The 13240-nt window shown below is 35.2% G+C and carries 12 protein-coding genes; 3 read left to right on the forward strand and 9 right to left on the reverse strand.

Going from position 1 to position 13240, the window contains the following annotated elements; all coding sequences use genetic code 11:
* Positions 1–143: 143 nt before the first annotated feature.
* The 6 genes from recJ to miaA form a co-directional block, all read right to left on the reverse strand.
* On the reverse strand, positions 144–2345 hold the full coding sequence (gene recJ / locus A3GU_RS0103395; RefSeq protein WP_018366141.1) for a single-stranded-DNA-specific exonuclease RecJ: 2202 nt from the start codon (positions 2343–2345) through the stop codon (positions 144–146).
* The gene (locus A3GU_RS0103400; RefSeq protein WP_018366142.1) at positions 2342–3106 is read right to left on the reverse strand and encodes an SDR family NAD(P)-dependent oxidoreductase; all 765 of its coding nucleotides are present in this window, start codon (positions 3104–3106) and stop codon (positions 2342–2344) included. The genes recJ and A3GU_RS0103400 overlap by 4 nt, the downstream gene beginning before the upstream one ends.
* Positions 3106–4035 (reverse strand): ribonuclease Z, encoded by a 930-nt coding sequence (gene rnz, locus A3GU_RS0103405; RefSeq protein ID WP_018366143.1) that lies wholly within the window; start codon positions 4033–4035, stop codon positions 3106–3108. The genes A3GU_RS0103400 and rnz overlap by 1 nt, the downstream gene beginning before the upstream one ends.
* Before the next feature lie 14 nt (positions 4036–4049).
* Positions 4050–4688, reverse strand: a complete 639-nt coding sequence (locus A3GU_RS0103410; RefSeq protein WP_018366144.1) for a hypothetical protein — start codon at positions 4686–4688, stop codon at positions 4050–4052.
* Complete coding sequence (hflX, locus tag A3GU_RS0103415; RefSeq protein WP_026216432.1) at positions 4681–5919, reverse strand: GTPase HflX; 1239 nt, start codon at positions 5917–5919, stop codon at positions 4681–4683. The genes A3GU_RS0103410 and hflX overlap by 8 nt, the downstream gene beginning before the upstream one ends.
* An 80-nt stretch (positions 5920–5999) precedes the next feature.
* Positions 6000–6893: a tRNA (adenosine(37)-N6)-dimethylallyltransferase MiaA gene (gene miaA, locus A3GU_RS0103420; protein ID WP_018366146.1), complete on the reverse strand. Its 894-nt coding sequence runs from the start codon at positions 6891–6893 to the stop codon at positions 6000–6002.
* A 142-nt stretch (positions 6894–7035) separates the two neighbouring features.
* On the opposite strand from miaA, the gene A3GU_RS09985 reads away from it, so the two are divergent.
* Positions 7036–7212 (forward strand): DUF3042 family protein, encoded by a 177-nt coding sequence (locus tag A3GU_RS09985; protein WP_018366147.1) that lies wholly within the window; start codon positions 7036–7038, stop codon positions 7210–7212.
* Positions 7213–7248: 36 nt separating this feature from the next.
* Here the strand turns inward: A3GU_RS09985 and A3GU_RS0103430 are convergent, their stop codons facing one another.
* Both A3GU_RS0103430 and trhO read right to left on the reverse strand, forming a co-directional pair.
* Positions 7249–8166 carry a TDT family transporter gene (locus tag A3GU_RS0103430; RefSeq protein ID WP_018366148.1) on the reverse strand — a complete coding sequence of 306 codons (918 nt, stop codon included), beginning with the start codon at positions 8164–8166 and terminating at the stop codon, positions 7249–7251.
* A 153-nt stretch (positions 8167–8319) separates the two neighbouring features.
* Positions 8320–9306, reverse strand: a complete 987-nt coding sequence (gene trhO, locus A3GU_RS0103435) for an oxygen-dependent tRNA uridine(34) hydroxylase TrhO (RefSeq protein WP_018366149.1) — start codon at positions 9304–9306, stop codon at positions 8320–8322.
* A gap of 153 nt (positions 9307–9459) precedes the next feature.
* Here trhO and ald point away from each other — a divergent pair, with 153 nt between their 5' ends.
* Complete coding sequence (ald, locus tag A3GU_RS0103440) at positions 9460–10563, forward strand: alanine dehydrogenase (RefSeq protein WP_026216434.1); 1104 nt, start codon at positions 9460–9462, stop codon at positions 10561–10563.
* 35 nt (positions 10564–10598) lie between these two features.
* Positions 10599–10904, forward strand: a complete 306-nt coding sequence (locus tag A3GU_RS0103445) for a hypothetical protein (protein WP_018366151.1) — start codon at positions 10599–10601, stop codon at positions 10902–10904.
* 59 nt (positions 10905–10963) lie between these two features.
* On the opposite strand, the gene glgP is transcribed toward A3GU_RS0103445, so the two are convergent.
* Positions 10964–13234 (reverse strand): glycogen/starch/alpha-glucan family phosphorylase, encoded by a 2271-nt coding sequence (gene glgP / locus A3GU_RS0103450; RefSeq protein WP_018366152.1) that lies wholly within the window; start codon positions 13232–13234, stop codon positions 10964–10966.
* Between the last annotated feature and the right edge of the window lie 6 nt (positions 13235–13240).

A 13240-nucleotide genomic window follows, 5' to 3' on the forward strand; every position in this document is an offset into this window, starting at 1 on the left:
AATTAAAATCTTTCTAGTGGCAAAGGCCAAAATTAAAATACTCTTCATTATATCACGAAAAAATAGTTTCGTAAATTAAAGTCCTCTTAATCCTTGCTCTTACCACATCGTTTTTTAAGTAAAAGAAAGTGTCTTGCATTCTTCTACAAATGACATAAATAGTTATAAATTTCTTGAGGGGTAGCTAAAGCCATAATTTCTTGTACTTTTATCAAGGCTTTTAGATCTTGATAGATAGTACTCTCAGAAATATCTCTCTTGGCTGCCTCTTTATTAACCGTCACGAGACCATTCGATATTGTCACAAAATGTAATTCCTCAAAAATTTGAATCATCTTAATGAGGAGTATTTTTTCTATCTTCAAATAATCACTTAATTCTTCCAACTTAAAACGAATATCAAATTCTGGAAACTGATAGATGGTTTTGTAGAGTCTTGCAAACTGCTCCTTACTACCATAACCAGATAAGTAATAAGGGTTTTCAATCCTATTTTTAAAATAAATAGCTTTTAGATCTCGGGAGATTAACTGGTCTTTTAAGTCCTGGATATTTTCTGGAATCTTATCAATAAGAACTTCGCTACTTGTCTGATCTTCAAAAATATCTGGGAGGCCCTCAGGTATTTGAGCATTTCTAGCTCTCATATCAAAGAGTTGAAGACCTTCAACTCTTGCATCGACCAACATTAATTGCAGGCTTATTTTTCCATTCCAAGAATTAAGAGACAAGGTAACGGCTAATTCTAATCCCTTAGCCTGTTGAAATTCTTGGAAAAGGTAACCCTTGTTAAAAGCAAGTACATCTGTTTCAAAGCCATCTTTTGTAATTCTAAATTTTAAATGCTTTTTATCTTGGCCTAGTAACCGAGCTTGAACAAGCTTGAATTCTTTAATACGAAAAACCGGTTTCTTATTATCCATACCAAATGGCGATAAGAAGTCAAGATTTTTGAGAGTTTCTAGCTTTAATTGGTCAAGCCTTAAGTCATCATCAATCTGCAAGCTATTTTTTTGACTAAGATCAATACCACTATCTATTAAGTATTGACATAAATTATCAGAAAGCTTTTCAAGATTCTCTCTAGGCAAGGTCATTCCAGCTGCACCAGCATGTCCTCCAAAGGCACTTAATAATGCTTTTTGACTGGTCAAGGCCTTAAAAATATTAACAGCATCAATACTTCTTGCAGACCCTTTAGCATAATCTTTTTCAATAGCTAAGACAATGACTGGTTGACTAAGCTCTTCCATGATACGACCAGCTACTATTCCTAAAACTCCTGGATGCCAACCTTCTTTTGCTAGGATCTGAATGGGTTTTTGAGGATCTACCATTTTTATGGCTTGATCAAAAATATTTTGAACCAGGTTCTTGCGTTCTTCATTTTTTTCATTAATAAATTGAGCAATATTAGCAGCTTCTTCTTCATCAAAGCCTGTTAATAATTCTATAGCAGGATTTGGATCATCTAAACGGCCAAGGGCATTCAATTGAGGGGCTAGTTTAAAGCCAACTACATCCTCATTAAATTGGTCATAATCAACCTGTCCAAGTCCCATTAGCTCTTGTAAACCTAGTCGTTCTGTATTTTTCAACACCTGTAAGCCATTTTTAACAAGGATTCGATTTTCATCCTGTAAGCTGACCATATCAGCAATTGTCCCAATAGAGACTAAATCTAAAAATTCAGTGGGAATACCTTCTAGTAAGGCACAAGCTAGTTTAAAGGCCACACCACAACCTGCTAGGTGTTTAAAGGGATAATTAGCGTCAGGATGTTCTGGATGAATAATGGCATAAGCTTCTGGTAAATATTCAGGTAAGCTATGATGATCTGTGACAATAACATCTACTCCCACACTCTGAGCATAAGCAATTGCTTCATGGCCAGAAACACCGTTATCAACAGTTATAATTAAGGAAACGTTATTTTGTTCAATAAAATATTTATAAACACTTAGATTAGGACCATAGCCATCTGTAAAACGATTAGGTAAATAAACCAAAGCTTCTGCACCTATCATTTCAAGGGTCTCTTTGACAATACTAGCAGCTGTCATACCATCAGCATCATAATCACCATAGATGAGGATTTGCTCCCCATTTTCAATGGCTTGACGTATTCTGCCAACTGATTTTTCCATATCATTTAACAAATAAGGATCATGCAAAGTTGATAAATCAGTGGTTAAAAAATCATCTAGATGCTTTTCATCTCTTATATTACGGGCAAATAAGAGTTCTGCTGTTAGGTGATCTAGTCCTTTTTTCTCAGCTAGCTTAAAGAAGCCATCATCTGGCTTCTTGTCATTTATTTTCCATTCATATTTAGGCTTTATCATTTATAATTAAAAACCTTTCTTGCAAGATAATCAGAAATTCTAGGAAAAAGTATGTAACATTTATGAGCACAGGCTAGAGCCAACGGCATATTTAAATCACGCTTATTTTTACCAAGGATAGCTATGATTCTCTTTGCTACTTCTTCTGGCTTTAAGCTAAATTTTTCAACACTTTTAAGGTAAGCACCAGATGGATCTGCTTGGTCAAAGAAATGAGTGTCTATAGGACCAGGGTTTACTGTTGTCACAAAGACCTGGCTATCAGCTAATTCTAAACGTAGGGCATTTGAAAAGCCAATGACCGCAAATTTAGTAGCAGAATAAATACTTGATTTTGCTGATGCGATTAATCCAGCCATGGAAACAATATTAATAATATGCCCCTTACCAATAGTCGCCATTTTTTGTCCTAGTAAACGAGCAAAGTGAATGCTGGCAAGACTGTTGACTTGAAACATTTCTTCAATCTCAGTGTTGGAAAATTCATGGGCATTTTTAAAGGTACCAAAGCCTGCATTATTAATTAAAATATCAATTTTCCCATAAGTTTGCCAAAGTTTTTCAACAAGTTCTTGGATAGCCTGACTATCTTTTATATCTATTGCCAAACAGACTTTTTTCTGATGAAAGCTATAAAGTTTTTCTAACTTTTCTTTGTTTCTCCCAAGGAGGATTAAGAAATCTTCCTGAGGTAATTGTTTTATCATAGCCTCCGCTAATCCACCAGAGGCTCCTGTAATTAGGATATTACGTTGTGACATTAAATACTCACTTCCTCGAAATCTCTAACAATTTTAACATTACTAAATATAGTTGAAGCATCTTTTTCCATTTGTCTACAGTCACGTCCCAAAAAGCGTGCTGAAACATGGTTAAGTAACAAGCATTTAACATTCGCATCTCGAGCAATTTGTGCTGCCTGCATGTTTGTTGAATGCCCATGATTTTTTGCTATCCGCTCATCACCCTTGCCGTAGGTCGATTCATGCACTAAGACATCAGCATCTTGTGCTAATTTTTGACTAGCCATTGTCTTTCGTGTATCGCCAATAATTGTAATAATTTTTCCTTTTTTAGGTGCTGAAATAAAATCTTTTGCAATAATCTTACGGCCATCAGCTAATTCAACATCTTGACCATTTTTCACCTTACCAAAAAGAGGGCCAAAAGGAAGTCCTACTGCCCTAAGGGCTTCTGCATCTAAAGTTCCTTCAAGGTCTTTTTGAACAACCCTATAACCAATACAAAATATAGTATGGGCTAGTTTTTGACCATAGACTGTAAACTTGTCTGTCTCCATAATTTTACCAAGACTATTTTCATCGAATTCAAAATAATGAATGTGATAAGGTATCTTGGAGCCTGAGACCTTTAAGCTAGTCTCTACGAAAGTTTTTATACCTACTGGTCCATAAATTTCCAAGTCCGTTTGTTCATCACTAGCCTGAAAAGAGCGGCTAGATAAAAAACCAGGTAAACCAAAAATATGATCCCCATGTAAATGGGTAATAAAAATCTTTTTAATTTTACGTGGTTTAATGGTTGTTTCCAGTATCTGTCTTTGCGTTCCTTCACCACAGTCAAAGAGCCAAACCTCATTGATTTCATCTAAGAGTTTTAAGGCCAAACTTGAAACATTTCTCTGTTTAGCTGGCTGTCCAGCTCCAGTTCCTAAAAATTGTATTTCCATACATCCTGTACTTTCTAATTGTTTATATATAATTTGAATTCTCTTTGCTCAAAACCATAATATTTCTCTCCTGAAAAGCTTTGTCCAAGCTCTAAGACTTCTTCTGCATTGTAGCCACTTATTACTGTCCATCCATTATCCAGTTGAAAGGCTTTTGTTAATAAGCTTCCTTCTAAAACGACTTCTTCTGCATTAGAACTATCTAGTAAATGAGCTTGCATTTTAAGTTTACCATCTTCAAGCCAAGCAAGATAATGAGGGAAAATTTTTACTAATTCAAATAAAAATAATTCTGTAAAACCTTCTTCCTTCTCAGAAAATACAAGAGCAAGCTCTTTTTTTCCTTCATAAGCAAAACCATATGACTTGCCAGCAATATTAAGTCTTATAAAGGGTTTTTCTTCCTTCTTGAAATCAGGTTCTTTCACAGTCAGTTCCAAGGCCTGAGATAAATTGAAAAAATAATCTGTTGCAGCTTTTGGGGATTGTTTTTGATAGATTTCTGCAAAATAAGCATTGATAACACTTGGAGGTGGGGTAATTACTTTAAGTTTTTGACTGTGATCTAAACCTTGTAAACAAGTCTTTAAATAGTTTGCATCAAGGCTTGTAAAACCCCCATACTCTAGAGCTAAATCGATATAATTAGTCATATAATTCTTCTAATCTCCACTTATTCTTACTAGCAATATAGCCTGAAACTTCTTCAATTTCTTGATCAAAGGTATACGTATCAAGTAAGGCCACCTTATTTAAGTCATATAATTTATAAATCTTATCTTGACTCACTTTAACTGAAAAAGGTTGATAAATATCCCGAATACAATCAATAATAAGGCGTCGCAATAAAGCAGCACTATCCTTACTTTTAGCAGAGATTCTGACATTAGGAAAGGCAGTAGCTTTAAGGTTAGGACTAAGATCCATTTTATTATAAATAGATAAGCGAGGGATATCTAACATATCTAATTCTTTTAAGATGTCTAAAACTACCTTTTCATGTTCCAAATGATTGGGGTCACTAGCATCTATAACATGCAAAAGAAGATCAACATGGCGACTTTCTTCCAAAGTTGATTTAAAGGCTGCTACTAATTCTGTTGGTAAATCCTGTATAAAACCAACTGTATCTGTTAAAGTGGCCTGAAATTGATTTTGTAAATAAATTTGTTTGGTAGTGGCATCTAAGGTGGCAAAAAGCTCATCAGCTTCATACTGGCTTTTATCTGTTAAGACATTCATAATAGTTGACTTGCCAGCATTTGTATAGCCTATTAAGCCTATTTTGAAGGTGTCAGAATCAACCCTTTTATTTCTTAGCGTTTGTCTATTTTTTTCCACAAGAGCTATCTGTTTTTCAATATCTGTAATTTGATTTCTAATTGAACGTCTATTTAACTCGAGCTGACTTTCCCCAGGACCTCTACTTCCAATCCCACCTGCTTGACGACTAAGCATTACCCCTTGTCCAACTAATCTTGGCAACATGTATTTTAATTGGGCCAGATGGACCTGTAATTTTCCTTCGTGACTTCTTGCACGCATAGCAAAGATATCAAGGATTAATTGCATTCTATCAATTACTTTTATTCCTAATTCTGCTTCTAAATTCGTATTTTGACGTGCTGTTAATCTATTATTAACAATAACAGTATCGACTTCTTGACTATCAATAATAGCCTTTAATTCTTCAAGTTTCCCAGAACCAATGAAGGTTTTACTATCAACTTTTTCTCGCTTTTGGCTAAAACTTTCTAAAACATTGGCACCTGCTGTCTTGGCTAGACTTGCCAATTCCTGCATAGACATGTCGAAATTTTCGGTGTTTTGTAGAGCTACTCCAACTAAAACAACACGTTCTTGATTCTCTTTAACATCTATCATTGACATATTCTACCCCCAGATTCCGTAACACTCATTATATCACAAAAATACTTTTTTCACTTGAGCACAAAAAATCCTTCTTAGGCTTTCTCTAAAAATTTTTTAACCTCTTGCAGTATATTATTTGGGTAAGCTGGATCACTAATCGTATAAAAATCTAGAGCCATCCTATTTTTAAACCATGTTAACTGCCTTTTAGCAAATCTTCTTGTGTTTTGTTTTAATTTTTCCCTAGCTTCTTCAAGCGAAGCTTCTCTTTTAAAATAAGGGAACAATTCTTTGTAGCCAATTCCCCTACTTGCTTGTGCATCAGGATAATTTTCAAAGAGCCATTTTGCCTCGTCCAGCAAGCCCTCTTCTAACATCTTGTCTACCCTTTGATTAATACGATAGTAGATGATTGGCCTGTCATCATTAAGGCCAATAACAAGACTCTGGTAGGGAAAGTCTCTATTCTCCAAATCCTTACCAAAACGAGCTAATTCTAGAGCCCTAATAGCACGACGTCTATTTACTTGCTTTACTTGAAGCTCCTTGTCCAGGAGTTTGGCATACAATTCTTGGTCAGTAAGTTTATCTAATTTTTTTCGATAATCAAGCAGAGCTTCTTGATCAAGATTACCACCTAGATGATAGCCTTCTAAAAGACTTTGCAAGTAAAGACCAGTTCCTCCCACAATAATGGGCACCTTGCCTTTTGCAAGAATCTCCTCAATAGCCCTTGTGGCATCTTGGACAAAATCATAAACAGAATAGGTTTCAGTGACCTGTCTGATATCAATTAAATAATGTTTTGCTGCAGCCTGTTCCTGCTCATTTGCCTTAGCTGTCCCTATATCTAAATCCTTATATACCTGCTGACTATCACCAGAAATGATTTCTCCATTAAGCTCTTGAGCCAATTTAATACCAAGCGATGTTTTTCCAACTGCTGTTGGACCCACAATGACAACAATTTTATTTTTTACATTCATTACTAAGTTTTATTAACTTTCTATATGAAAAATCGTTAAAAAACACCTTTTCCTTGAAATTTCACTTCATTTTCGTTACCATATATTATAACATAAGAAGTGATAACACTTAATAATGTCACTATAGAAACGGAGAAATGTTATGTCTAAGAAGTATCCATTTGCTAAAGGATTAGCTACTGGTGTATTTGCAACTGCTGCTACTCTTGCTGGCGCTTTATTTGCTGTTAAAAAAACCATTATCGAACCTGAAGAAGAAAAAGAAGCCTTCATTGAAGAAAATCGTAAAAAAGCTGCTCGTCGTCGCGTAGCACGTTAAATTTAACTATAGTATATTAGATAAAAACGAGAGACATTATTCTTTCGCTTTTTTTCTTATCAAAAAAGTGCCATATAAATAAGTCACATAAACAACTAATAAGGTAGCCACTAGTATTTCAAAAATCAGTAATAGAACAAATCCCTTACTTAAGCCTAGATAAGTTAAAGCTCCCTTCAAAGAAGTTGCACTGATGACAAAGGGAAAAGTGAAAGCCGCAAATCCAGGATTAAAATCTCTTTTAATCAAAACAGGTAGTTGAAAGAGCACAAAAAAATACAATAATTGTGACGTTAGGGTCAAAAAGATGACTAGTCTAGAATCTGGTGCAGGGAAGGCTGCTAAATAAGAAGCTAACAATAAGGATAAGGGGGCGCAAAAAGTTGATATATTAGGTTTAAGTGAGGATTCTAAGCCTATAAAATAAGCTTTATAGGTCATAAATGGTAGAACAAGGAAGGTCAAAATAAGGCAGGCAAAAAAGATAAATTGGCCTATTTTAACATGTTGACTAAAGGGCGCTGTCAATGCTGCTACTGCTATTCCCACAAAAAGTACTGACCAGGAAGGAAAAACATGATTCCAAGAAAAAGGAATAAGAAACCTAATCAGGTAGTATAAAATAAGACAGCAATTTCCCAGAAAGAAGATTAGCCATAAGAAATGCCCTAACTCAAATGACAGATCCTTAATAAGGCGTGCTGAAAAGAGCATTCCTGCCATAAAAAAGGTTGGAAAGACTGATGCTACTAGAGGAGACTTTAATTCTTCCAGTACCTGGTAGGGGTGCCTTACCATACCTGCTAATAAGTAGACATAGAAAAGACTAGCTACTATGAGTAAAATATTATTAAGCAATAAACTGTAGTTTCCTAGTAAATTCCCCAAAGAAAGAATCCCAAGAACCAAGCCCGACATAACAAGTGGAGGTCTTTTAAAATAAAAAGTCATCATCTTAATCCCCTAAATTGAAGCTAGAATGTTTTATTATTTTCTACATTATATAATAAGTTCTAACATTAGCCAATATCTTTTAAGGAGTTCTGAACCACCCTAAAGCTAAGAGTTTCCTTCTTATAAAGTAAAAAAGATCCGAAATCGAATCTTTTAAACTGTATGATATTCAGGAAGTTTTTCCCCGATTGCTTCTAGACGTTCTGCCCATTCTTGATAAGAGAGTTTATGTTCTTCTACATATCTATTACGTTCATGAGCACGACATTCTGGTGAACAGCCACGGACATATTTGGCTTCATTTTCTTCAGAGGCAAAAATTTGTTTATTACAAAATGGGTTAGCACAGTTGACATAACGTTCACATGGCTCACCATCAAAATAATCTCTTGCAATTACGGTAGGTTCAACCTGGTTAATAGGCACTGCTATTCTTTCGTCAAAGACATACATAGCACCATCCCAGAGTTCTCCTTTGACTTCAGGATCCTTGCCATAAGTTGCGATACCTCCATGAAGCTGTCCTACATCTTTGAAGCCTTCTTTGACCATCCAACCAGAGAATTTTTCACAGCGAACGCCACCAGTACAGTAGACAACAACACGTTTTTCCATAAATTTATCTTTGTTATCACGTACCCATTGAGGAAGATCTCGGAAATTACGGATGTCAGGACGAATAGCACCACGGAAGTGTCCTAGGTCATATTCATAATCATTTCTAGTATCTAATACAACTGTATCTTCATCAAGTAGCGCTTCTTTAAATTCTTTTGGTGATAGGTATTGTCCTGTAAGTTCCAATGGATTAACATCATTATCAAAATCATTATCTTCAAGACCTAAATGGACGATTTCTTTTTTATAACGTACAAACATTTTTTTGAAAGCTTGTTCATCCTCTTCATCCATCTTAAACCAAAGATCAGCAAAGCGCTCATCACTATGAACCCAGTCCATGTATTTTTGAGTGGTTTCATAATCACCTGAAACAGTACCATTAATACCTTCATCAGCAATTAAGATCCGTCCTTTGAGGCCAATTGATTTACAAAAGGCTAAATGTTTAGCCGTATATTCCTCAGCATTTTCAATGGGAACATATTTATAATAGAGTAAAACTCTTATTTTTTTAGACATAAAAACTCCTATTTTATCAGATTTTCTTTTTATTATATCTTCTCTCTTTACCTTTAAGCAAAATATTAGCTTGTGCATCTTTTTACAATATCTCAAATAATTGACGTTCCTTTTTATTTGTGAAAGAATAAAGAAAGAATGGAGGTTTCAATGATGAAAATTGGTATTCCTAAAGAGATTAAAAACAATGAAAATCGCGTAGCTATAACTCCTGCTGGTGTACTGGCCCTAGTAGAGAATAAGCATGAAGTCTTAATTGAAACAGGGGCGGGGCTTGGATCAGGCTTTACTGATCAAGATTATGAAGAGCAAGGGGCTATGATTAAACAAGAAGCTAAAGAGGTCTGGCAAGCTGACCTAGTAGTAAAAGTTAAAGAACCCTTACCATCAGAATATAAGTATTTTAGACCTGACCTCATACTCTTTACTTATTTACATCTTGCTCCGGCACCAGAGCTAACCCAAGCCTTACTAGAGTCCAAAATAAGTGGTTTAGCTTATGAAACTTTGGTGGATCAAGGAACCTTACCTTTATTAAACCCTATGAGTGAAGTTGCAGGTCGTATGGCTGTGCAAGTAGGAGCCCAATACCTCACTAAAATAGAAGGTGGGTCTGGTATTCTACTTGGTGGAGTTCCAGGTGTTAAAAAAGGCCATGTTGTTATTATTGGTGGAGGTAATGTTGGTGTGAATGCTGCCCAAATGGCTCTAGGACTAGGTGCACGTGTCACTATTTTAGATATTAATCCTCAACGTCTTGTGGAATTAGATAATCAATTCTCAGGCAGAATCCAAACTCTCATGTCCAACACTCTTAATATTGCTAAGAGTGTCAAGGAGGCTGACTTGGTTATTGGTGCTGTTCTTATCCCTGGAGCACGAGCTCCTAAACTTGTTACCAAAGAAATGATTGCAACCATGGCTAAAGGTTCTGTTGTCATCGACGTAGCTGTGGATCAGGGTGGAACTATTGAAACAGCAAACAAGGTTACAAGCCATGATAATCCTACTTATTTAGTTGATGGTGTCATTCATTATGCAGTAGCAAATATGCCTGGTGCTGTAGCTAGAACGTCAACACTAGCTCTGACAAATGCAAGTCTCAAGTATATTTTATCACTAGCAAATAATACTTTTGAAGATGCCCTAGCAAAAGGCTCTCCTCTACGCACTGCCTTAAATACCTATCAAGGCAAGATTACTAATCAAGCAGTGGCTGATTCTCTCCAACTCCAATACTACAATCCTAAATTTTAAAAAACCAGCCTATAAGATGACTAAAGGAGATTGAAATGACCTATGAACTTTGTTTAGAATATGGGACCTACCCCTTAACAGTCCCTGATGCGCAGCTAGGAGAAGACAATCAATTACCAGCTTTTATTCAAGATGACCAATGGCTATTGGATAAATTAGAGGAAGTAAATGGTCTCTTTCATCAATTGTTTTTAATTATTGAGAGTCAGTTCCATTATGTTGGTCATGAATTTCCAGAAAAACGTGCTAGAATTAATGAACTCTATGATGCTATCATCTCTCATTTACAAAAAAACTACCCCAATGAGGATATTACAATTACTAAACTCTTAATCTCATAAACTTGTTTAAAAAAGTTTATTATAAAAAAGCTGGAACATTTTCCAGCTTTTTTAATGTGCTATTTTTCAGTTGAATGCCAAATGTCTTGGTTATATTGTTCAATAGTTCTATCAGATGAGAAGAATCCTGCTTTAGCAATATTGTGAACTACTTTTGTCATCCACAACTCTTGATCCTCATAGTCTGCAAGCATTTTTTCTTTAACCTTAATATAGTCTGCAAGGTCTATTAAGGTCATAAACCAATCTTTAGTAATAAGTTCTTTATAAAGGCGGTTCAAGCACTCACCATTCCCAATGGCAAGCATTTGGGGACTAATAATAAAATCAACAGCAGCTTTAATAGCTGAATCTGACTCATAATAGTCTTTAGAAACATAAGTAGCATCTTCATAAAGTTTGATAATAGTATCAGAATCCTTACCAAAAGTATAAATGTTGTCATGACCTGCTAGATCAGCAATCTCTACATTGGCACCATCCATAGTTCCAAGAGTTAGGGCACCATTTAACATAAATTTCATATTCCCTGTGCCAGATGCTTCTTTTGAAGCCAAAGAAATCTGTTCAGAAATATCACTGGCTGGGATAAGGTGCTCTGCAACTGTCACGTTATAGTTTTCTACTAGATGGACATTCAAATAAGGATTTACATCTGGATCATTGTTAATCATTTCTGATAAACATAAGATAAGATGAATAATATCTTGTGCAATGACATAAGCTGGTGCAGCCTTACCACCAAAGATGACTGTAATTTTCCGTTTTGGAAGCTTGCCTTGTTTTATTTCCAAGTATTTATGGATAACGTATAAAGCATTCATTTGTTGGCGCTTGTATTCATGGAAACGCTTGATTTGAGTATCAATAATTGAATTTTCATCCAAATCAATGCCCTTATTTTCTTTTAGATAACGTTTTAAGGCCAACTTATTATTCTTTTTGATTTCAGCTAGTCTAGCATGCACAGCTTTATCCTCTGCAAAGGCTAATAATTTTTCTAGCTTGCTTGCATCTTTTAGATAATCATCTCCAATCAATTCCTTAATGTAGGCTGACAAGTCTTGGTTGGCAAATTCTAACCAGCGGCGGAAGGTAATTCCATTTGTCTTATTATTGAATTTTTCAGGATATAATTGATAAAATTCTTTTAATTCACTAGTTTTTAAGATTTCAGTATGTAGGGCAGCAACACCATTGACACTTGTTGCAAAATGAATATCCATGTGTGCCATATGAACACGTTTTTCATCATCAATAATTTGTAAACCTGGTGCTGAAACCTCTGCTGCTATTAGATCATTTAATTGTTGAATAATTGTTACCAGATGAGGAACAACTTCATTTAGGTATTCTAAAGGCCATTTTTCAAGTGCTTCAGCTAGAATGGTATGATTGGTATAGCCGACCATATGTTTAACAATGGATACTGCTTCTTGGAAATCAATACCATGCTTATCAGTCAATAAACGTATCAGTTCTGGAATAACCATTGATGGATGGGTATCATTAATTTGAACATAAGCATAGTCAGCTAAGTCATGGAGATTTGACCCACGTTCTAAAGCCTCATCAATTACTAATTGAGCAGCATTAGAGACCATGAAATATTGTTGATAGATGCGAAGGAGTTCCCCATTTTTATCAGAATCATCAGGATAAAGAAATAGCGTTAAATTCTTTTTAATTTCTGATTTATCAAATGAAATCCCATCTTTGATAAGTCCATAATCAACTCCTTCTATATCAAACAAATTGAGGTAATTTTTACTATCTCGCTTGTAACCCAAAACATCGATTCTATCTAAACGAGACTTTAAGGTAAAGTTTTTAAAGGGGATATCATAGGAAATATCAGTTGGTAGAAGCCAAGAATTATCTTCGATCCAATAATTAGGCTCTGCTTTTTGTAGATTGTCTTTGAAAACCTGTTTGAAGAGTCCACAATGATAGTTTAAACCAACTCCTTCGCCATTAATGCCCAAAGTAGACATGGAATCAATAAAGCAAGAAGCTAGGCGACCAAGTCCTCCGTTACCTAAAGATGGCTCTAATTCCACATCCTCAATTTGAGCAATTGATTTCCCTGCAAGTGCTAGCTCTTGCTTAATATCATTATAAATACCAAGATTAATGAGGTTATTAGAAAGTAATTTCCCTATTAGAAATTCTGCTGAAATATAATATACTTTACATTTTGCAGTATTCTTTGCTTTTTGACTAGCCTCTCTTTTAAGGAAACTTAATAATGATAAGTAAATTTCTTGATTTGTAGCTTCTGTAAGCTTTTTACCAAGCTGCTGCTCAGTAAAAGTTGTAAAAGTTGTCATACTATC

Origin of the sequence: Streptococcus didelphis DSM 15616 (assembly GCF_000380005.1) — a bacterium.
Taxonomy (GTDB): Bacteria; Bacillota; Bacilli; order Lactobacillales; family Streptococcaceae; genus Streptococcus; species Streptococcus didelphis.

Bases quoted from the DNA above. Each gene is read 5' to 3' on its own strand.
- recJ (WP_018366141.1), bottom strand. From the start codon at position 2,345: ATGATAAAGCCTAAATATGAATGGAAAATAAATGACAAGAAGCCAGAT.
- A3GU_RS0103400 (WP_018366142.1), bottom strand. From the start codon at position 3,106: ATGTCACAACGTAATATCCTAATTACAGGAGCCTCTGGTGGATTAGCG.
- rnz (WP_018366143.1), bottom strand. From the start codon at position 4,035: ATGGAAATACAATTTTTAGGAACTGGAGCTGGACAGCCAGCTAAACAG.
- A3GU_RS0103410 (WP_018366144.1), bottom strand. From the start codon at position 4,688: ATGACTAATTATATCGATTTAGCTCTAGAGTATGGGGGTTTTACAAGC.
- hflX (WP_026216432.1), bottom strand. From the start codon at position 5,919: ATGATAGATGTTAAAGAGAATCAAGAACGTGTTGTTTTAGTTGGAGTA.
- miaA (WP_018366146.1), bottom strand. From the start codon at position 6,893: ATGAATGTAAAAAATAAAATTGTTGTCATTGTGGGTCCAACAGCAGTT.
- A3GU_RS09985 (WP_018366147.1), top strand. From the start codon at position 7,036: ATGTCTAAGAAGTATCCATTTGCTAAAGGATTAGCTACTGGTGTATTT.
- A3GU_RS0103430 (WP_018366148.1), bottom strand. From the start codon at position 8,166: ATGATGACTTTTTATTTTAAAAGACCTCCACTTGTTATGTCGGGCTTG.
- trhO (WP_018366149.1), bottom strand. From the start codon at position 9,306: ATGTCTAAAAAAATAAGAGTTTTACTCTATTATAAATATGTTCCCATT.
- ald (WP_026216434.1), top strand. From the start codon at position 9,460: ATGAAAATTGGTATTCCTAAAGAGATTAAAAACAATGAAAATCGCGTA.
- A3GU_RS0103445 (WP_018366151.1), top strand. From the start codon at position 10,599: ATGACCTATGAACTTTGTTTAGAATATGGGACCTACCCCTTAACAGTC.
- glgP (WP_018366152.1), bottom strand. From the start codon at position 13,234: ATGACAACTTTTACAACTTTTACTGAGCAGCAGCTTGGTAAAAAGCTT.